A 21669-nucleotide genomic window follows, 5' to 3' on the forward strand; every position below is an offset into this window, starting at 1 on the left:
TAAGCCTGATTAGGCAAAATAGGCTTATTTTAAAAAGAGCAGCCTAACTGCATCATTATGCTTGGGACTAGCTCAGTATGTTTTCTTTCGGAAGAAAAACTTCAGCCATCATGTGGCGTACACTTCCGCCACCACATGTCTCGATAACATGTAGATCTTGATGGATGATTTTACCATGCTTTTCCAATTGTGCTGTTTGGTATAAAGTCAATGAGGATAACGCCTGATTGCTCAGGACAATAAAACGATTACCATATTTATTTCTCACCTGGAGGCAGTTTGCTGCAAAAGATTCGAGTTGGTTCTCATTGATTTCAATGATCTCTTTGCCTGTATCTTTTAGACTCTTCAGCAGCGTTTGGAGCTCAGCCTGATTATCGATTGCCTGTGGGCATAAGATAGCAAAATCTTCGCCTACGGCTAGCACCACATTGGTGTGATAGATAGGTCTCCGCTCTCCATGGACAGTTTGATAGGCGTGAAATACAACAGGTGTGTAGTTTTCAGTCCTGCAGTATTCGTCGAGCATATCCCGGTCTGCCCTTTCGGATAAGGCACAGTAGGCTACACGGTGAGCGCGGTCCAAGACAAGTGCGCCGGTGCCCTCCAAATATTGTTTATTGTTTTCGGCTTCACTGAGATCCTTAGTTAGTTTTACATAATAACCGTTTTGCTTCAATGGACCTTCGAAATCCAATAAATGTTCTTTTCGACGATTGGGAGCAAACATGGGATAAAAAATTATTTTTCCATCCTGATGAAAGGAGACAATATTATTGGGGAATATACTGTCGGGACTTTCTGATTTCTCGTCGTCTTGAATGACAGTCACCAAAATTCCATGTGACTTCAATTCATTTACTAGCGCGTCGAACTCTCCTTGCGCTTCTTTGTTGACTTCTTCTATACTGAGATTTTCGATATCCTTTTGGAAGAAATTGTTGACCGCAGTCTGTTCATTTTTACGGAAGACAGAGGGTCTTACTAAAAGAACGCTGTCTGTTACCTGTTTTCTCATGGTTTATAATCGTTACTTCGCTGTTTTATATTCGTTAAAAAGAAATGATATTCGTTTTTTGTGATAATTTACATTTGTCAAAAGAGATGCTTCCCTAGCTGGATAATGTTTTCTTTGTTAAGATTCCTGATAGCAAAATACCCTTGATATCAGTTGTTCTTAGCAAAAAAGTGTATATCGTTATTTCGAAGTCACTTTACAATTGGTACATATACTAATTTATTGAAAATTCATTGGCATTGCAAAAAAGAATAGTGAAGTAATGAAAGAAATACGCAGGTGAAATAACAGATAACCTGGTATTTTTTTAAAATTGTAGCAAACGATTGTCGTATTGTTTGTTATATTTATAATGAACAGTCTGTATGTTTGAGGTTATTCCAAAAATTAATTTACAAAGACAATCGATTGCATTTCAGTAGCTCAGTAAAACTGACTTTTTATCCACTTTTTTGCTTCGTTTTCAGTCATTTATTTTGCTATCTTTGCTCATCCAAAAAACGACTGTTTATAAGAGAGTTAATTGCCTAATTATTATGTCGCTAACTATCTATAAGCGTTAACTTTTTGCACACATGAGCAATATACACTTCCAAGAAAAATTCGAAAGTCGCCACAATGGCCCAAGTCCAGTTGAAGCGAATGAAATGTTGGCTAAATTAGGCGTTTCGTCAATTGACCAACTTATTGACCAAACGGTCCCTTCTCAAATTCGTGCTCCAAAACCTTTAAATCTTCCTAAAGCATTGTCTGAGGTAGCCTATTTAAAGCGTATTGCGGAAATCGCTGAGAAAAATAAAGTTTTTAAATCTTTTATTGGTCAAGGTTACTACGATGTGATCCTTCCGGGCGTAATTCAACGAAATGTATTTGAAAACCCAGGATGGTATACGCAGTATACTCCTTATCAGGCGGAGATCGCACAAGGTAGGTTACAAGCTTTATTGAACTTCCAGACTGTAATTTGTGACTTTACTGGTTTAGAAATAGCAAATGCTTCTTTGTTGGATGAAGCTACGGCTGCAGCTGAAGCCATGTTTATGCTTTATTCAGCTCGGAAAAATAAAGATGCTAACGTATTCTTGGTGTCGGACAATGCCTATGCGCAGACGGTTGATGTATTGAAGACCCGTGCCTTGTCTTTTGGTATTGAACTTAAAATTGCGGCTATTGCTGAATCAGAATTAACAGATGATGTATTTGCGGCATTTGTTCAATATCCTGCAGCGGATGGTTCAATTGTTGATTATAAATCATTTGCAGCTACAGCGCACAGTAAGAATATTACCGTATGTGCGGCGGCAGATTTGATGAGTTTAGCATTGTTAACGCCTCCGGGAGAATGGGGCGCAGATGTTGTTGTTGGTAATTCACAACGTTTTGGCGTACCGATGGGCTTTGGTGGTCCTCATGCAGCATATTTTGCGACACGCGACAGCTTCAAACGTAATATCCCTGGTCGTATTATTGGTGTTACTTCCGATTCAAATGGAAATTATGCATTGCGTATGGCTTTGCAGACTCGTGAACAACATATCCGCCGTGATAAAGCTTCTTCAAATATTTGTACTGCACAAGCTCTTTTAGCGATTATGGCTTCTTTCTATGCCGTGTACCATGGCCCAGAAGGAATCAAAAATATAGCATCACGTATAAATGCTTTGGCCAATCTGTTGGATCAAGCATTACAGTCGTTGGGTTATACGCAATTGAATGCAGCTTATTTTGATACACTACGTGTAGACTTAGGTGCTCATGCTGGTGCTTTGAAATCTGAAGCATTAAATAACGAGTTAAACTTCTATTATAATGGTTCGGAAGTTTCAATTGCTATCGACGAAACAACCACATACGAAGATATTAAGACGATTATCAAAGTATTTGCTAAAATTCAAGGTAAAACATTGAATGACGTAGATTTCGATGCATTAGAAGAGAATTTAGGCTCTTCAATTCCCGCCGATTTAGTACGTACTTCTGCCTACTTAACACATCCAAACTTTAATAGCTATCATTCTGAACATGAGATGTTGCGCTATATCAAATCTTTGGAAGCAAAAGATTTATCGCTTTGTCACTCAATGATTCCATTGGGCTCATGTACGATGAAATTGAATGCTACAGCTGAAATGGTGCCAGTTACATGGGCGAGATTTGGCGGTTTGCATCCATTTGCTCCTGCAGATCAAACTTCTGGATATATGCAAATGATCGGTGAATTGAACGATTGGTTATCTGAAATTACTGGTTTTGCGAAGATGAGTTTCCAACCAAATTCAGGAGCACAAGGCGAGTACGCTGGTCTGATGGTTATCCGTGCTTACCATGAGAGCCGTGGTGATCATGGACGTAATATCTGTTTGATCCCTGCTTCTGCACACGGAACAAACCCTGCTTCTGCTTCTATGGCAGGCTTAAAAGTGGTCGTTGTGAAATGTGATGAATTAGGAAATATCGATATTCCAGATTTAAGAGCAAAAGCGACTGAACATGCTGCAAACTTGAACTCACTGATGGTGACTTACCCTTCTACACACGGTGTATTTGAAGAGTCGATCATTGAAGTCTGTGAAATTGTTCATGCAAATGGCGGTCAGGTTTATATGGACGGTGCGAACATGAATGCACAGGTTGGATTGACAAGCCCAGGGCATATTGGTGCCGATGTTTGTCACTTGAACCTCCATAAAACATTCTGTATTCCTCACGGTGGTGGAGGTCCAGGTATGGGACCTATCGGTGTTGCAAAACACTTAGTTCCTTTCTTACCTAACCACGAAGTGGTTTCGACTTCTGGTGAAGAGGGTATCTCTGCTGTTTCTGCAGCTCCATTTGGTTCAGCATCAATCTTGCTTATTTCTCATGCTTATATTTCAATGATGGGTGGTGAAGGCTTGACAAATGCGACAAGAACCGCAATATTAAATGCAAACTATATTAAGGCACGTTTAGAAAATGCGTATCCAGTACTTTATTCAGGTACTAACGGACGTTGTGCACACGAAATGATCTTGGATTGCCGTGGATTCAAAAACTTTGGTATCGAGGTTGCAGATATTGCAAAACGTTTAATGGATTATGGTTTCCACGCACCGACTGTTTCTTTCCCTGTTGCAGGAACATTGATGGTTGAACCTACTGAATCTGAGTCTAAGGCTGAATTGGATCGTTTCTGTGATGCATTAGTTGCTATCCGTGAAGAGATCGCTGCGGTTGAAGCAGGAGACGTGGACCAAGCTAACAATGTACTGAAACATGCACCACATACAGCTTCGGTTGTAACTGCAGATGAGTGGGACAGACCTTACAGTCGTCAAACTGCCGCATACCCATTGGAGTATGTAAGAGAACGTAAATTCTGGCCTTCAGTAGGTCGTGTGAACGACTCTCAAGGTGACCGTACATTGATTTGTTCGTGTCCTTCAATTGAGGAATACGCCGAAGCATAATCTCGGTAGTTATAACGGAAGGCCTCTATACTCGCATAGAGGCCTTTTTTTGTGTAGCGCAGTCCCATTCGGCAGTACCTAGGTAATACAAGTAACAGGTAGAAATTTAGGTCGGGCTTTAAGGTCTAAAGATCGTCTGCGAACAGATTTTAAAATTTAGATTAATTATATTATTTTGTTCTTTTTAGCGTTTTAATTAAAACTGATAATCATGAAAAGACAATGGAAAGTAATGCCTGTTCTCTTAGGACTGGGCCTTTTGGTCGCGAGCTGCGGCAACAGCAAATCCAGTGAAGGCGGCGAAGATGCTAAGGAGAAAGAGGCTGGAATTTCGGATGTAGTTAAGGGAGTATCCAACTTGGGCAATCTGAGTGATGGAGCAAAAAAATTGGAAGACCTTCAAGCCAAACTTAAATCCGAGAAACCATTAAGTTCGGAAGAGTTGAAGGCTTTTTTACCGGAAAGCTTAGATGGTTTAAAAAGAACGTCCTATTCTGGCGGATCAATGTATGGGGCAGAAGTTGTATCTGGAGAGGCGACGTATACCGTCGATAACCAGAAGGAAATTAAAGTCAATATCATTGATGGCGCGGGCGAGACAGCTTCGGCAATCGTGGGTTTGGCGCAAATGGGCTTCATGGTAGATTCAGAGAAAATTACAGATACTGAAATAGAAAAAACTGGCGAATTTGAAGGTAAACGGGCAAAAACAACTGATAGTAAAGGAGTGGAAGGCTCAACGGCAAAAAGCTCCGAAATAAGTTATCTTGAGAAAGACCGCTATCTAATTACTCTTCGGGGAAACGGGTATAGCCTCGACGAGCTGAAAGGGTTTTTGGCAAAATTGAACCTAAGCGCATTAAAATAATAAAAAATGTAATTTCAGATAAGCAGGAAATGCATGGTTGACATGGGAAAGGCTCAAACATTGGTTTGAGCTTTTTTTAAAAGCAGGCGGCCTTGTTCCGCAATGTATAAGAAAAGGATATTTGGAAATTATGTCGAACTATAGGACGAAGCTAATAAATTTGTTTTTGTTGGCAAATTTGCCTTAGTTTGTGCTGAAACATTTCAATATGAAGATACTAAAATTTTCCATCAATCTTTGTGTCGCAACAGCATTATTGGCTTCCTGTGCTGGAGGGAAATACGCGAAGACTGAAAAGGTATATAAGAAACAAGCAAAAGAATTTTCAAAACTCTATAAACAATCGCCTGTCACCGGTCAATTGGAGAAGGTGAATGTCAAAGAACAACAATGGATCGCCTCGATTAATTTTGGCATCCGTAAACCCAATTTTGTTGTCATTCATCATACAGCACAGGATTCTTTGGGACAGACCATCCGTACATTTCATTCCGCGAAAGCAGGTGTAAGCTCCCATTATGTGGTTGGTCGGGATGGAAAAGTAGTGCAGATGGTCAATGACCTCTATCGTGCACATCATGCGGGCTTGGGGAAATGGGGCAATGATACGGACCTCAATTCTTCTTCCATTGGCATCGAGCTCGACAATAATGGGACTACTGATCCTTGGACCGATGCCCAAATAAACGCCTTGACGCAGTTGTTGACTTATTTAAAAACGACCTATAGAATCCCGCAGGCAAATTTTATTGGGCATATGGATTTGGCGCCAACCCGAAAAAATGATCCGTCACGTTTTCCTTGGAAAAAACTGGCTGATCAAGGATTCGGCTTTTGGTATGAGGACTATTTAGAGATGCCTCCAGCAGACTTTAACCCAAAAATGGCATTACGTATCATCGGTTACGATGTAAGTAATCTCGATGCGGCAATAAAAGCATTTAAGATTCACTACATTCAGCAGGACGTAAATACAGCGTTCATGAGTGAGAATGATCTTAAAATTCTGTATTCCATCTATAAAAAATTCTTATAGCGATTCGCTAAACTAAAGGAAAAAAAAGATCCTGCTTTTTAAAAAAGGCAGGATCTTTTTTTGCTGGGTATAAGATTGCTATAATTTGTCCTTATATATATTGAAGTACGTATCAAAAGCACGTTGATAGATTAGTTTAAACCAGGGGGTAAACTGCTCGGGTGAGTGTTGTATTTCATTTTGAATTTCCCGTTGATTCATGTATTTTGTTGCGGCAACTTCTTCTTCGTTAATTTCTGGAGTTCCATTAAATTTTCCGAATAAGACATAATCGAATTCATGCTCCGTAAGTCCGTTGTCAAATTGAGCTTTATAAACGAACGAGAAGACATCTTGAAGGGCTGTTGCAGTAATTCCTAATTCTTCCATTAAGCGCCTTTTGGCGGCTTCTATGTTACTTTCTTCCAGACGCTGATGCGAGCAGCAGCTATTGGTCCACAGTCCGCCACAGTGGTATTTACTTAATGCTCTTTGTTGCAGGAGCAATTCGTCTTGGTCATTGAACAAAAATACACTAAAAGCACGGTGCAATAGCCCCTTTTCATGGGCTTCATATTTCTCCATGCTACCAACCATCCTGTCATTGCTGTCAACCAGTATTACATTTTCTTGCTTCATAAGGCACAAAAATAAATATAGCCCAATTTAAGAAAATTGGGCTATATAATAAATTTAAATTTTGTGCGAGATCTGCTTATACGGTTTTTACAAATTTTTCGTCGTAATTTTCAATATCAATGATGTAGCCGTTTTTAATTAAGAATTCAAATAAAGGTTTGGCTTCTTCAGAAACGGGCATATTGTGCGTGGTAATAATCTTATTTTCTTTTTTCAAGAGATAAGGATATGCGTAGAGTTTCACATTTTTATTGAACATCCCCGAGATATAGGAAAGAAGTTCATTGGTGTATAACTCTTTATTATAATTATCTGAATTGAAAATGTTCTTTAAATTGTAAACATTGGTTGCAATTCCAATGTTCTTAGGCTTAAAGTTGCTTATAAACTCTGCTAAATGATTATTTCTTCTAAAGTTGCTAACGATAATATTATTGCCTGTCGCACATAGTTCGTCAGCCCTAGAAGCAAATTCTTGCAGGTCTTCATCTGTAATTTCATGCGTATCTTCCAACACATTTCCCATCAGGACTTCAATTAATACAATGGTGTCTGCGTCAGTTGCACCTGTATTTTTTTTGAACTGTTCAACGGCAAGATTGAAGAGATCAAAGTTTGGAAGGGATTTTTGACGGTATTTGGTGCGAAGTAGAATAATGTTCTTTTTGTACAGATAATCTTTGATTTGTACCGCTTTGCCATCGGGCTGGAATATAGCGGCTTTAGCAAATCCTTTTGCAATCAGGTATAAGTTGATTAGACGTTGGTTGACGTTTTCAAATAGAGGTCCGTTTAATTTAACCAGGTCAATCTCAACGGAACCAACAGAAAGGTTATCGACCAATGATTCGATCATGGTCTGCACATTGTCTGTATAATAATAAGCCGCAAATAATAGGTTTACACCAATTATGCCTAAAACTTTTTGTTGCAATTGGTTGTCGCTGTCTAGTAGTCTTACATGGACAATGATATCATTTGTAGGGCCTCCAACTTCATGTTGGAAGCGAAGTCCGATCCAGCCGTGAGGTTCATTTGTCTTGGTGAAATTGAGGGTTGTTACGGTATCTGCAAAGGCAAAGAATTTTTTGTTGCAGTATTTATCGCCATGAAGTCGTTGGGTAAGAAGATTGAATTCATGGGAGAGCATTTTCTTTAAACGTGTTCTGCTGACATATCGACCATCAGCCTCTTCACCATAAATTGCATCACTGAAAGCCATGTCGTAAGCTGACATTGTTTTAGCAATTGTGCCTGATGCTGCTCCTGCGTTGAAAAAGTTACGTGCGACTTCCTGTCCAGCACCGATCTCTGCAAAGGTTCCATAAATCTCTGGGTTTAGATTTATTTTCAGCGCCTTTCGCTTGGTTTCAAAAATTTCTCTTGCCATGATGCAAAGGTACAAAAATCAACATGCTAGTGAAAATTAAAAGTATGAATGAAAAAAACAGAATAAAATTAGGCCTGTTTTATAACAAGCCTAATTTGTTGAAAGCATAGAATAGCGCACTAGCATGTAATGCCTGACTGAATTTGTTGTCCAGCAACATGCTTTTTGCTTCTTCAAGCGGTATACGATACACATCGATTTCTTCATGTTCATCTAATGCCTGTTCCTGAACTTTTTTGCCCCCTGTCATCAGGTAGGTATAGGTAATATTGCCACTTGTCGCCGGGTTGGCATAAAGCGTGGCGATTTCTTCAATCTGATCAAATTGATAGCCTGTTTCTTCAAGCATTTCACGAACAGCAGCATTTTTAGGATCTTCTCCTGCTTCTGTTGTCCCTGCGGGAATCTCCAATGAAATAATGCCTGCTCCATGGCGGTATTGCTTAATGACCAGAAGTTCGTTCTGCTCAGTAATTCCGATCATATTTACCCAATCTGGATACTCCAGTACGTAATAATGGTCATTGATCCGTCCATCCGGAAGTTCACAGGTATCTCTGCGCAGTGTAGCCCAAGGCTCTTTACAGATATATTCAGAGGATAATAGTTTCCACTTTTCCATTAGCTTACAATATCTTTCATCATACGTTCAACCTTCTCTTCCAAAATAGTTTGCACATCGAAATAATCAGCAGTATCTTTCAAGCTTTCTTTTACAGAACAGTAAAATTTAATCTTGGGTTCCGTTCCCGATGGTCTGGCAGAAATCACATCGCCGTCTACTGTTATAAATTGCAATACATCAGATTTAGGCAATGAGATCGCTCTTCGCTCCCCTGTACTCATATCTGTGATTTGGGAAAGCTGATAGTCCCTGATTTCTTTGACTTTTATTCCACCGAGTGCGGTTGGTAGATTATGACGTAAGCCATTCATCATGGCCTGAATTTCTTCGGCACCAGCCTTTCCTTTTTTGGTTAAGGAAATGAGCTTTTCTTGATAACAGCCAAATTCTTTGTAGATATCTAATAAAACTTCGTAAACTGTTTTTCCTTTTGTTTTAAAATAGGCGGTCATTTCGGCTAGGAAAGCACAAGCGTTTGGAGCGTCCTTGTCACGCACTAGATCGCCTACTAGATAGCCATAACTCTCCTCTCCGCCTGCAAGATATTGTGCTGAATCACCTAGATTGGTAATCAATTCACCAATATATTTGAAGCCTGTAAGTGTTTCATAACAAGGCACGCCGAAATGCTTTGCAATCTCTGACTCGAGATTTGTTGTTACGATAGTTTTTACAATATATGGATTCGATCCGAGTTGTTTTAGTTCACTTTTTGCACTGAGGACATAGTATATCAATAAACTGCCGATTTGATTACCATTGAGCAGTTGAAATTGTCCCTTATTATTTTTTATGGCAATCCCGACACGATCGGCATCGGGATCTGTCGCCAATACAAGGTCAGCATCAATTTCTTCCCCTTTTTTCTTTGCTAAGGCCATTGCATCTTCCTCTTCGGGGTTTGGATAGATTACCGTTGGAAAGTTGCCATCAGGTGTGGCCTGTTCAGCAACGACTGAAACATTTTCAAATCCCCAGGCTTCTAGCATTTTAGGAACAATGGTAATTCCGGTACCATGTATCGGTGAAAAAACAATTTTCAAGTTTTTTTGAGCACTTACCGCTTCCGGATGAATACTTAATGTTTTATTGGCATTGATATAGAGCTGATCGATTTCTTCCCCGACAGGAATGATGTTTTGCGTATTCCCCTCAAATTTAATAGCACTAACTGAGCTGATTGCATTTACTTCGTCGATTACATTTTTATCATGAGGTGCAGTCAGCTGGCAGCCATCGTTCCAATAAGCCTTATAACCATTGTACTCCTTTGGGTTGTGTGAAGCCGTTAGCATAACACCGCTCTGACAGCCGAAATGACGAATGGCAAACGACAACATTGGGGTCGGGCGCAATGCGGTGAACAGATGTACCTTGATGCCGTTGGCTGCAAAGACGTTCGCAACCAGCTGGCCAAATGCCTGCGAATTGTTGCGGCTATCATAAGATACCGCTACTTTAATCTCCTGATCTGGGAACTGTTTCTTTAGATAGTTGGCTAATCCTTGAGTGGCTTTGCCGATTGTATACTTATTCATACGATTGGAGCCGACACCCATAATGCCCCTTAAGCCACCGGTTCCAAACTCAAGATCCCTGTAAAAAGAATCTGTAAGTTCTGTCTCCTCATTATTGTCGATTAAATCCTGAACTGCCTTTCGAGTTCCTTCATCATAACTTGGGGTTAACCAATCTTCGATTTTCTTTTGTATGTCTTTATCTATATTTTTCATTAACGTTAAGTTTGGCTACTAAAATGTGCAACATATTATGCATCACATCCGGCATAAGCGCGGTCTATGACTGTAATATACCATTTTTCTCCCTCTTTTGTCACATGAAAAACAAAGGGTTCTTCATGCTCATTGGAGGTCATAATGGCTCTATAACTTTTGGATTCTATATTTCTTAGTCGCTGTAATTCAGTGTTATTAATTTTGGCGTCAAGAATTTCATTCATGAACTTTGCTGTTTGAGATAATTCATTGGGGCGGGACTTTTTATCATAATAGAATCCGGCTTTATCCCACTTCATCGTACCACAATCAAAAATAGGTAGTTTTCCGGACTTCAAAGGGCCCTTGTACGTTAACTTTTCATAAGAATGGTACTCTGGCACGGGTTTAGAAAAATTAAAACTGTTTTGGTGTACATAAGAGTCTAGCGCGCCTGGACGATAAATAATATAAATTCCCAATTTGGGATGTATATAGGAATTTATTGTTTTACTGTCCTGCTCTGAATATGCCTTGGCAAGTTTCTCCAGTACCTCCTCCAGCGTTTCGGAGTTCTCTTTCTTTACTTCCTTTTCAGTCGTGTCAGGTTTTTGTAGGGTATCCACAGGAATTGAATCCTGTACGATTTTTACAGCCTTATCTTCTTTTTTACTATTTCTGCAGGAGATTGTGCTTGCAGTGAGACAAATAAGAATAAAGAAAAAGAGATTTCTCATGATGATTTTGTTTAATATTACTTCTTTGAAGTCAAGTTTTCAATAATTGACTTTAGAATAGAGCGCGTTGACGGAAGCCACCATTGTTCGAGGATGCGCTGGATTGTCTCTTCTCTATTCTCGCGCAATTTAAGGATTATTTCCTTTCGGAAGTTCAATTTGGATGTCTGCCAGGTCTTTTGGTTGAACTGCGTGATCTGCTTTATCTTTTTTGTTGCGGTATTGAAGAGTATATTAGCGGGAACAATGTCATCGATAAGACCCTGTGTTTTTGCATCTACAGGAGAAAGCAATTTACCTTCGAGCAAATTCTGATAAGCATTCCGTTTTCCGATCCAAAATGCATAAAGCTGAAATATACTTTCAGGGACGATGAGTCCGACTGGAATTTCATTAAGGCCAATCACAAAATTCCCTTCGGCCATAATGCGATAATCGCAGCAGAGCGCCAGTACGCAGCCCCCAGCGGGACTATGACCAGATATTGCGGCAACTATTGGCTTTGGAAAACCGGCCAGTAGCGATGTCGCCTCCAAGAATAAATTCCAGAATTCCCGAATCTGTTCTTCATCGTATTGGAATAAGGTAATTAGATCGAGTCCCGCGCTAAAGAAGTTCTCCTTGCCAATCAATATTGCACCATAAATGGCTTCATTTTGCTGGGAAGATGCTAAGGTATCTATCAGTTCCTTCAATAGCTGTGTGTCGATGGCATTTGATTTTCCCCTGTCGAGGAAAATACTTAAAATATGATCTTCTATTTTGGTTTTAATATGTTCCATAACCTTGTCTTTAAATTTAACGATTTGTTTGCACTGCTATTGTGGTTTTACCTCTATTAAATACTCAAGATGAGCAATCTTGCCATCCATGCTTATTCCCTCAACGGTTAGTTTGTAAGTCCCAGGTTCGTCAGAAGTAAAGAATTCGAAATGCGTTTTCCCATCTTTTGGTATGATCAGATTCGGTTCCCATGCGATTGTTGTCCGTAGATCGCGTGTAAGCTTATGTTGGACTGTGGCATCATATTGGGGTTTGAAAAAGGTTCGGGGCACATATAGCCCTTTTGGCGTGATCGTTAGAATTCCTGTAGGGGTATAAGATGAAGCAATCGCATCTCCGGATTTACTGGTAATCACAATAACGCCGCTGCCTCCGTACATGCCATAAATCGCCGTGTTTCCAATACTACGCAAGACTTCAACACTCGCAATGTCGGCAGTGTTAATCATATCTATTTGTTCGGGTTCAATATACATTCCATCGAGAACAACTTGCATCGGACTATTCATCGATCTTGTGCTATAAGGGATTCCATTTCGAAAAATAACACCATTTAGCCGTCCATTGAGGCATTGAGCAAAAGTAGCACAGCCGGATAATTCGTCCGCAGAGATGACCTGATCGGCATTTCCTGATCCATTGAGGTTTCTGGAGTTCTTGTCAGCTTTATTTGTTCGTATTCTATTGACCTGTACCTCTTCCAACCGAATGCTCTTTTGTATTATGCCCGCAGCTTCCAATTCGCCAAGGAATTGTTGGCTATTTTTCAGTTGTGTAAGCAGCGTGGTATTGATGTCATTAACCAGTAATGGTTGATCTTTACTCGTATTTGGAGGGGGGGTGAGTGGGGTGTCTATAACAATATCAACTCTTTTTTTCTCCTTAGGGCCATCACCTGTCACAATAAACTTGACGCTGTCTGCAAATAAAAGTTCGTCAAATGAAAATCGGCCATTATTGTCTGTCAGCGTATCTACACTCAGCAACATATTGCTCGTCGGTATTAGGGTTACTTTGGCATTTGGAACCACAGCCTTTCGGGCCGTTTTCTTGATGGTCCCAGCGATGGTAAGTCCTTTTTCAGGAAGGAACGAAGTTGTTGATGTACTTATGTAATTCTTCCAGTCCAACTTGCGCCAACCTTGGATCAACATAAGATTGTCCAGCTCTGTCAGTTTAATGTTCGTTAAATCCTCAAAGTAATAATTGGGCCGTTCAATAAAGCCACGAAGATCAGATTTCAATAGGAGCTCCGAGACAATAGATGAATAATAACGGTTTGTCGTGGAATCAACCTTGCTGAGGTTTACCACTGATGCGGAGAGCGCAGCAAACCTAGTGGTGTCACTATCATCATATTTAACGGAAAGATCAGCAATCACTTTATCGCGTGTTGTGAAGCTGGATTTGTTGAGTTCTATGGAGACAGGAAGTAAGGTCGATGTCGTATTGTAATTAAACACCAATCTTTCCACAATAGGAACCATTTGATCTGTTAAGATGGATAATTGTAAAACTCCAGAAGGTAGGTTTTTTTTGGGGATATTGAATAAGATCTCCGTTCCATTTAATTTCTGCTTAGCGGCATGAAGTACAAGGCCATTGTATTGGGCTACCAGATAAATATCTTTGCCATTGGCCAAGTCTGCAGTAGCGGAAAGTTGTGCTGCAATCTTATCCTTTAGTACTGAATTTACGGTTAGAACATATCCGGAATTTTGAACAGGGGGTAAAGAAGCACTTGTTGACGATCCATCTTCGAAAAGGGCTGTAGCGACGTATTTTTTTCCTGCCTGTAAGACGAGTGGTATACTTCCCATCCCCAGTGAATTTGTTTCAAAGTCTGCAATAGTCGTTTGATTTTCTTCCACCACGGTTATTTTGGCTTTTTTTCCCAATCCAGCAGGAGAAAGGATTTTGAATCCTGTCTTGCATAATATGTTGCTGACCAGTTCGCCACTTTCGGGAAAAATTTGAATGCTATTTTGGCTGTTTGGATCCGGGATAACAAAACTTTTGAGAATACGTCTTTTATCCAGAGAAAGAAATTGTAGAGACAGTGTTCCGCCTTTAAAGTCATCTTTCAATTCCAAAGCTATTGTTCCATTATCATTCGATTTTAATCGGCCGGATTTTTCTTTATTGTTGTTAGGTTGTAGGGTATAACTGATGCTGTTATTAATCAGTGGGGCTCCCTGAATGGTTTTGAGATTAATCTGGAACAAGTTTTCTGTTCCGTTTTTGACCAGTTCACTTCTCGTTATGATATTATCAGATCGACCATTTGTAATGGGAACGACGCGTTCGTAGAAATTGGCTACAGAGTCATTTTGCATCCATCTGGTAAATGATCTAACGCGATATGAGCCTTCTTCCAAGGTGTCCGGCAGATTGAAGTCGCCTATACTTAGACCGAGTGTAATTGGAATTTTGATACTTTTGATGATCTTATTGGTTGGAGATATCAATTCTACATTAGCAATTTTACTCATGTTGCTCAAATAATTAAAAGGGGCGGTGGTGCAGTATAATTTAAACCAAATGGTTTCTCCGGCCGAATAATCATTTTTGTCCAAATGGAGATAGATTTTTTCCTTGATGTGCTGCGCATGGTAAGTATCCAGTTTCTGCAACGTCTGATCGATCTGGGCCGACGCCAACAAAGCGAATAGGAGGCAATTTACTAACAGCAGTAATTTAGCGTACATATGACTAATGTTTTATGAAAATTAGAAAATATTTTCCTTTAATCAATTTATAAATCAAAATATTAGTCTCATTTTAAACGATCTGATACCTTAAAATTAGCATAAAAAAAATATCTTTGTGTTATGAATATCCTAATAATCGGTTCAGGAGGTCGTGAATCCGCCTTCGCCTATAAGTTGTCGAAAAGTCCACGTTTAGATCAATTGTTTATTGCTCCAGGAAATGCTGGAACAGGTGCGTATGGTCAGAATGTAAATATTAAAGTTACTGACTTTGCTGCTATTGCTTCCTTCGTTTTGGAGAATAACGTGCAAATGGTGCTCGTCGGTCCCGAAGAACCTTTGGTAAAAGGTATTCATGATTATTTTTTAAATCGGGAAGATTTAAAAGATATCCCGGTAATAGGGCCACAACAAGAGGGGGCTCAATTGGAAGGCTCAAAAGATTTTTCAAAGCAATTTATGGATCGCCATGGCGTACCTACGGCTGCTTCAAGATCGTTTGATGCAACATCATTGGAAGATGGATTGGCTTACCTTGAAACGCAAAAATTGCCGATTGTGCTTAAGGCCGATGGTTTAGCTGCAGGCAAAGGGGTGTTGATCTGCGAGACGCTGGAAGATGCTAAAGCGGAGCTAAAAGCGATGATCGCAGATTCAAAGTTTGGAGAAGCTAGCCGAGTTGTGGTTGTTGAAGAATTCTTAAAAGGAATTGAATTGTCTGTTTTTGTTTTGACAGATGGGAATTCATATAAAGTGCTTCCTTCTGCAAAAGATTACAAACGTATTGGAGAGGGGGATACAGGCCTAAACACGGGTGGTATGGGATCGATATCTCCGGTTCCTTTTGCAGATGAGACATTTTTAAATAAAGTAGAAGAGCGTATTATCAGACCAACAGTTGAAGGACTTAAAAAAGATGGTATTCCGTATAAAGGATTTATTTTTATCGGTCTGATGAATGTAGAAGGAGAACCTTATGTCATCGAGTATAATGTTCGTATGGGAGATCCGGAGACTGAGTCCGTATTGCCTCGTATTGAATCGGATCTATTGGATTTACTGGAAGGTGTTGCACAAGGCAATTTGGATCAACGTTCGTATACGGTATCTCCTAAAACTGCCGTAACGGTGATGTTGGTTGCGGGAGGTTATCCTGGAGATTATGAGTCGGGAAAAGAGATCGTCAATATTGAAAACGTGAAAGAATCCATCGTATTTCAAGCAGGTACGAAAGAGGTGGGTGGTAAGATCGTTACTGCAGGCGGACGTGTAATTGCTGTTACCACATTGCAAGATACACTGTTTGAAGCCCTTCAACAGGCAACTGCAGATGCTGGAAGAATATATTTTGAAGGGAAATACTTCAGAAGAGATATCGGTTTCGACCTTGTTTAAAAAATATTTAATTTTTTTTTTGGAATACTGATTTTAAGGTCTATATTTGCAACTCCAAAAACAACAATGTTATTGGAGTTGCATAAAACGGCCCGTTCGTCTAGGGGTTAGGACGCAAGATTTTCATTCTTGAAACAGGGGTTCGATTCCCCTACGGGCTACACATCTAAAAGTCAAAACATACAAAATCCTGCAAATTAAACGTTTGCAGGATTTTTTGTTTTTCAGCATTTACAAAACCTATAATAATTCCCAATAAAAAAGTGAGTCATTCAGTGAGTCATTTTATCGAATGTGCTTACTCACTGAAAAGTGTTTAACATTTTGATTATCAATATGTTCAAAATTTAAACATCTTGCCCCGTTTTAGTTGCAAGGCTAATTTTGCATCGCTGAAATCTGTTTTTCAGTGGTGATGCAGAGCTCGCCGCAAAGGCGGCTCGGTTTGTTTCACTTAAATGACGTTGTTATGAGTACAAATTATTCCTTGTTCTTCTATCTGAAGAAACCTAAAAATTATGTTAACGGTCCCAAGCCGATCTACATTCGGATTACCGTAGATGGTATCCCAAAAGACGTTGCCACTGGACGGGAACGCGATCCACCTATGGAACTCCAAAGCCAACCGTGCGAAGGGAACTACCGAAGCAGTAAAGATCCTGAACAGCTGTCTTGAAACCCTCGTAACTAAAGTAAGTACGGTCCATGCGGTTATGGTTGCGGCAGCAGAGGAAATTACAGCGGAGTCCATTAAGCTGCGGTTTCAGGGAAAGGGTATCAAGCGAAAGCAATTCCTTGACGTTTTTAGAGAACATAATATGCAGATGGAAGCATTGCTTGGCAATGGATTCAAACCCAATATAGAAACCGGAAACCATCTGGCCTTTGGCTAGATGGAATTTTCGCCTGTCATAGGAGTTTTAGCATTTATCCAAAATTTGTTTCATACATTTTCTAGAAAAGCACGCTTACTCTACACCCCATTTGGCGACCCAATATTCACTATTGTAGCGGATTATCATTTTTAACGTTTATTGAAATATAAGTCTTTAATACATAACTTTACAGTTAATAATCTTTATATGATCATTCCTTTCTGCCATATTTCTAGGTTTAGATCGCTGGGGAAGGATACTGATAAAATTTAATTTAATATAGTCATACTTCATTATGAAATCTTCAACCTCTATCCTTTTGCGAAATTTCGGAATGGCATTGATTGCGATTATTTTTGTGTCGTCCTGCAAAAAAGAGAAGCAGCCTGAAACGCAAGACCTCAAATTTCAACTGGAATCTTATTATGTAACCTCCGGGAATGAAATATCCATTGATATACAGACAGGAAACAATAGATACTCCATCCAGTCTCCTGATGATGATAATTTTGTAGTGGATATCAATGAGGATGCCTGGCCATCGGGGAATATCCATATTAAGGGACTTAATAAAGGACACTCGACACTGATCATCAGGGATGAAATTACAGGTCAGAAAAAAGAGCTAAATATCCACGTGGTCGCTCCGTATCTGACAATGAGAGCCATAGGGCTCATCAGTGGAGTTTTAGGCGCTCCATATGGTAAAGATAATGCTATCCGAAAAGAAGTGAAAGAAGGAGCTGCATACAATGTCGACTTCTTTGGGAAAGACGAACTGCTTGTTCTGCAAGGAGGTAATTTTTTGGTTTTCGGCAATGAAAATGATCTGGCAAACGGTGAAGTATTGACATCTGGAAGCTATAGGATTAGCTTTGAAGGAGAGCTTGGGCATTTACTTCTCTCTTACGGAGATAACAAGCGAACAGTAGACTTTAGAATACCGGAAGGTACGTCAAGCTATTCCATTTTGAAGAATTTTTCAAATGGTATTTTAGCAGGGCCAAAGGATTTCAATCCGCAGAATCCATATCCGCATCTTTATCTTTCAAAGGATTTTACTGCAGATTTTCAGAAGGCCTATCCGGAAATAGAGCGTGTGGACCTAACAGAGGAGATGTACCTGTATCCTTATTTTCATCATCTGAAGATTGCCCAAGGAATTCTGGATTGATTCACATGACGAAAATCGGGAAGCAAAATAAATCTGCTTCCCAGATAATACATTAGCTAAATGAACTTGCCTCTTTCATTTCCCTAAATATCGGATGGAATGTAATCTTTCCAGTTCGAAGAGTCCAAATAGGCCTGTACGCCAAAATTTGATCCCGCCTCTTTCATAATGATCTGCATTCTGGTTATTGGGGAAGATTTTGTTCCAGGAACGGGATCTAAGCCCCAATTAACACCGAAAGCCAAACGGAAAAGTTCATACACTTGTCCATTGCTTCCCCTTAGGTCGATTTTATGGATCACAGAGGACTCAGTTGTCCCCGTAAAATGCCCGTTTTTATCCGAAGTATAGCGTAAGATCAGATAGGGAATCTTGGTCCCACTTTCCTCTTCGCTTAAAAATTCATAGCTCCCCTTTTGCTGTAGCACTAATTTTCCATCCTTTTCCAGAAAGAAAAAGGCATCTTTTTTTTTCATTATTAACTAAGTAAAACCGCATGTTCTGTAACAGCGCAGGGTGGTTACTATTCGAAATGACCAATGGAAGATAAAAATCGGTAACTTTAAGCTTTACTTCTTCGACCGTTCCGGTTACCTTGTCGGTTATTGACATAATTGTTTCTCCTTTTTTCTTTCCCGAAATAATGATCGACCCAAAATTTAGGCTACCACCTCCCATAAAATCAGCCGTAGCTATATCGCTATTCTCGATTTTAATGGAATAGTCACTGTTTCCGCGGACTATGGGAAGATAACTCTGGCTATTTAAAGGAGCTTCCATTGTGTTTGTCGGCAGTATGAAATCAAATGTTTTCTGTTCTTCTTTTTTGCAGCCCATCAAAAAAATAAAGGTGAACAGTGCAATCCATATTCTGTATGGAATATCTAATTTAATCATGTTAGGGTTTTATTTGTTAGTTCTATTTTGTAAAAATCCAAACCTGAGTCTTTTCGTCATATTGACCGGCAATATCATTATGTTTTAGTTCTTTTAATAACATTGCGCTGCAGGGGATGTTTTTATCGGCTTCATTTCTAAATGTTATTTTGTCTATCAGGTCCGGTTTTAGTTCTATATAAAATGTTCCGCTTTCACTACGGTCTATATTTACAGCTATAAATTTCTCATTTCTGTTGATGCTGAAATATACCTCTAACTTCTGCCCGTTGGGCAATATTTGATAGATTTTCAAGTCCTCTGCGGGATAGGATGGATGATCTCCGAAGAGAAGGTCCTTTCCGTCTTTGTCCAGATAATTTATTTTAGTCAGTACCAACATGTCCAATTGCCCGCAAATGGTCTTCTCCTTTTTACATGAATTCGCGGAAACAAAAATCAATGATAATAAAAGTAAAATAGAATAATTTTTCATAGCTATCTTCTCTAAGGGATTAATAAGATGGATTTTTAATATGTGGGTTTTTCGGGATCTCGACCAATCTATATCCTTCCTTGGTAAGGGATTTCTTCAGGGATTCATTGGGCATATTCTTAAAGACGGCAATGGAAAGCGTCTGGCTGGGCAAGATTCCCCAATTAGAAAAAAAAATCACGTATTTTCTTTCTGAAAAGAATACCCCTGAAAACCTTCTCCTTCCTGTCAGCTTTGATATGTTCACTCCCCGGAAACCAAAAGTTGGGGTTGAGTTTTTTAATAGCAATCAAGGGAAGATTGAGTCCGGCAGCAAATTTTTCAAATTCCCGTTCTGACACCTTATAGATAAAGTTTCCCACCGTTTCATGGGAGAACCTATTTTTCCAGATCTTATTGATCATCCTGTCGTTGATCCTTCCCAATAGGTTGGCTAAATATAATAAGGCAGGCATCTTTGATATCGGATCCTGCGGTTCAATAATTATAATGGCTTTTCTGGCTACCCGGATCATTTCGTAAAGAGCTGCGTAGGGTCTTGGAAAATGATGGTAGCTTTCCTTACAGAGTATATAATCGACACTATTGTCTTCCAACGTTAATGATTCAGCGTTTTGGGCGGAGAAATCCTTGATAAACTCTTGTTCATGGGAAACTTTAAGGAAACTGTCATCTAGGTCACTAGCGGTAACATTATGGATATTTTGGTCAAGCAGGTAGCGGGCGTCATGTCCATAAGCATCACCAAGGGTAAGCCATTTCGCATTCTTATCCTTGGTGAAAGGTTCCAGGCATTTGAAAAAAAGCTCCTGGAGCCAGTGATTTATACTTCCTTTATAGCTATTTAGTGACTTGATTACTTTTATTTTTTGTTCTTTTTCTGGATATAGGGTATTATACCAATTGGCATGGAGGTCATAGCTATGTTCATTGAATTGATCCTGTTTTCGCAAATTATTTTCCATGATTAAGTTTATAGTAGTTGCATCATCTGATATTGATCAGACAAATAAATATTCTTTTCTTGAGCTTAACCTTTCTTTAGTCTTATTTATATAAACGGATAATTATTTACGAACGCTACAGTTAAATTAAAATACTGGAATACAATTTATAATTATTGAGATATCGGAGCTATATATATTCGATGGTATGCTTGCTTATAGGGCATTTATCTGGATAATTAGCCTATTGGATATATAGCTTATCGCTGTTAAATTCAAATCTGGCTTAAAGTATACTGGGCGGTATACTAAAAAGAGGCTTAATGGTGTCATTAAGCGAAGAGAGTATCCCCGGAGGATACTCTAACCCCATTTTAGGTAAATAGGGCAAGAAAAGTAGGGCTCTGCCTAGCTTCTGCTTGCTCTATGATAGGTCCTAAAAGGATTTTGAATCTTAGGCGAGATAAAGTTTTTGAGCTGCGGGTTTAGTTTTATGCCTAAAAGAATCGGTGAATTAGGCATTTGCATTAAGCCTTTGCCCGGCAATGTTTTGTTGTTGTGAAAGTCCTTGAAGATATGCGATATATATTTATCGAATTTTACAAAGACAATATCACTTCTTACCATCGTCCGTTTATCTGTAGAATAGCCATTAAAATGAAAATTTTCTCCAAAATAATAGTCATTCCCCTGAGGGTCTTGTGCTGAAGCTCTGAATATGTGAATTAATAAAAATATTAAGAGTAACCTTTTCATCATTTATAGTTTATAAATCGAAAATGCTCAACATATATTGAAACTGCGAATAAGGTTGAGGGATTGGAATGATTTGCTGAGTATTCGGAAAATACACAGTTTAATAGCATCACTTTGTTGATACAAATAAGCAGTTTATTGAGATAATTCTATAGTATCAGAATCTTTACAATCCCTAAATTTGAGTAATCAATTATAGAAAG

19 protein-coding genes and 1 tRNA gene are annotated in these 21669 nt (G+C 39.3%); 7 read left to right on the forward strand and 13 right to left on the reverse strand.

The features are described 5' to 3' along the window. Positions 1–67: 67 nt before the first annotated feature. On the reverse strand, positions 68–1018 hold the full coding sequence (gene ctlX / locus BV902_RS01530) for a citrulline utilization hydrolase CtlX (RefSeq protein ID WP_075990469.1): 951 nt from the start codon (positions 1016–1018) through the stop codon (positions 68–70). A gap of 575 nt (positions 1019–1593) precedes the next feature. On the opposite strand from ctlX, the gene gcvP reads away from it, so the two are divergent. From gcvP to BV902_RS01545, 3 genes are all read left to right on the forward strand, one after another. After that, positions 1594–4467: an aminomethyl-transferring glycine dehydrogenase gene (gene gcvP / locus BV902_RS01535; protein ID WP_075990470.1), complete on the forward strand. Its 2874-nt coding sequence runs from the start codon at positions 1594–1596 to the stop codon at positions 4465–4467. A gap of 211 nt (positions 4468–4678) precedes the next feature. Next, the gene (locus BV902_RS01540; protein WP_075990471.1) at positions 4679–5335 is read left to right on the forward strand and encodes a hypothetical protein; all 657 of its coding nucleotides are present in this window, start codon (positions 4679–4681) and stop codon (positions 5333–5335) included. 208 nt (positions 5336–5543) lie between these two features. Next, positions 5544–6371 carry an N-acetylmuramoyl-L-alanine amidase gene (locus BV902_RS01545; protein ID WP_075990472.1) on the forward strand — a complete coding sequence of 276 codons (828 nt, stop codon included), beginning with the start codon at positions 5544–5546 and terminating at the stop codon, positions 6369–6371. A gap of 78 nt (positions 6372–6449) precedes the next feature. Here BV902_RS01545 and idi read toward each other — a convergent pair whose 3' ends face one another. From idi to BV902_RS01580, 7 genes are all read right to left on the reverse strand, one after another. Further along, positions 6450–6989, reverse strand: coding sequence for an isopentenyl-diphosphate Delta-isomerase (gene idi / locus BV902_RS01550; RefSeq protein ID WP_075990473.1), 540 nt, complete (start codon positions 6987–6989; stop codon positions 6450–6452). A gap of 76 nt (positions 6990–7065) precedes the next feature. Then, complete coding sequence (locus BV902_RS01555; protein ID WP_075990474.1) at positions 7066–8379, reverse strand: nicotinamide mononucleotide adenylyltransferase; 1314 nt, start codon at positions 8377–8379, stop codon at positions 7066–7068. A 79-nt stretch (positions 8380–8458) separates the two neighbouring features. Beyond that, positions 8459–9001 (reverse strand): NUDIX hydrolase, encoded by a 543-nt coding sequence (locus tag BV902_RS01560; protein ID WP_075990475.1) that lies wholly within the window; start codon positions 8999–9001, stop codon positions 8459–8461. Next, on the reverse strand, positions 9001–10737 hold the full coding sequence (locus BV902_RS01565) for a phospho-sugar mutase (protein WP_075990476.1): 1737 nt from the start codon (positions 10735–10737) through the stop codon (positions 9001–9003). The genes BV902_RS01560 and BV902_RS01565 overlap by 1 nt, the downstream gene beginning before the upstream one ends. Positions 10738–10772: 35 nt before the next feature. Continuing rightward, positions 10773–11456: a hypothetical protein gene (locus BV902_RS01570; protein ID WP_075990477.1), complete on the reverse strand. Its 684-nt coding sequence runs from the start codon at positions 11454–11456 to the stop codon at positions 10773–10775. Positions 11457–11473: 17 nt separating this feature from the next. Then, a complete protein-coding gene (locus BV902_RS01575; protein WP_075990478.1) occupies positions 11474–12238 on the reverse strand; it encodes an enoyl-CoA hydratase/isomerase family protein in 765 nt (254 codons plus the stop codon). 36 nt (positions 12239–12274) lie between these two features. Then, on the reverse strand, positions 12275–14947 hold the full coding sequence (locus BV902_RS01580; protein WP_075990479.1) for a carboxypeptidase-like regulatory domain-containing protein: 2673 nt from the start codon (positions 14945–14947) through the stop codon (positions 12275–12277). 123 nt (positions 14948–15070) lie between these two features. On the opposite strand from BV902_RS01580, the gene purD reads away from it, so the two are divergent. From purD to BV902_RS01600, 4 genes are all read left to right on the forward strand, one after another. Beyond that, positions 15071–16345 carry a phosphoribosylamine--glycine ligase gene (gene purD / locus BV902_RS01585; protein ID WP_075990480.1) on the forward strand — a complete coding sequence of 425 codons (1275 nt, stop codon included), beginning with the start codon at positions 15071–15073 and terminating at the stop codon, positions 16343–16345. A gap of 89 nt (positions 16346–16434) precedes the next feature. After that, a tRNA-Glu gene (locus tag BV902_RS01590) sits at positions 16435–16506 on the forward strand. Positions 16507–16905: 399 nt separating this feature from the next. Then, entirely contained in the window at positions 16906–17238 is a 333-nt protein-coding gene (locus BV902_RS01595) for a hypothetical protein (RefSeq protein WP_075990481.1), read from the forward strand. A gap of 277 nt (positions 17239–17515) precedes the next feature. After that, the gene (locus BV902_RS01600; protein WP_075990482.1) at positions 17516–18394 is read left to right on the forward strand and encodes a hypothetical protein; all 879 of its coding nucleotides are present in this window, start codon (positions 17516–17518) and stop codon (positions 18392–18394) included. An 83-nt stretch (positions 18395–18477) separates the two neighbouring features. Here BV902_RS01600 and BV902_RS01605 read toward each other — a convergent pair whose 3' ends face one another. The 5 genes from BV902_RS01605 to BV902_RS01625 form a co-directional block, all read right to left on the reverse strand. Then, positions 18478–18822 carry a hypothetical protein gene (locus BV902_RS01605; protein WP_075990483.1) on the reverse strand — a complete coding sequence of 115 codons (345 nt, stop codon included), beginning with the start codon at positions 18820–18822 and terminating at the stop codon, positions 18478–18480. Next, positions 18797–19174, reverse strand: coding sequence for a hypothetical protein (locus BV902_RS01610; protein ID WP_172840625.1), 378 nt, complete (start codon positions 19172–19174; stop codon positions 18797–18799). The genes BV902_RS01605 and BV902_RS01610 overlap by 26 nt, the downstream gene beginning before the upstream one ends. A gap of 139 nt (positions 19175–19313) precedes the next feature. Beyond that, positions 19314–19766 carry a hypothetical protein gene (locus BV902_RS01615; protein WP_157625826.1) on the reverse strand — a complete coding sequence of 151 codons (453 nt, stop codon included), beginning with the start codon at positions 19764–19766 and terminating at the stop codon, positions 19314–19316. 164 nt (positions 19767–19930) lie between these two features. Next, a complete protein-coding gene (locus BV902_RS01620; RefSeq protein WP_237241906.1) occupies positions 19931–20731 on the reverse strand; it encodes a class I SAM-dependent methyltransferase in 801 nt (266 codons plus the stop codon). A 387-nt stretch (positions 20732–21118) separates the two neighbouring features. Beyond that, on the reverse strand, positions 21119–21469 hold the full coding sequence (locus BV902_RS01625; protein ID WP_157625828.1) for a hypothetical protein: 351 nt from the start codon (positions 21467–21469) through the stop codon (positions 21119–21121). Positions 21470–21669 lie beyond the last annotated feature (200 nt).

It is taken from the genome of Sphingobacterium sp. B29 (genome assembly GCF_001952815.1).
In the GTDB taxonomy this organism is placed as follows: Bacteria; Bacteroidota; Bacteroidia; order Sphingobacteriales; family Sphingobacteriaceae; genus Sphingobacterium; species Sphingobacterium siyangense.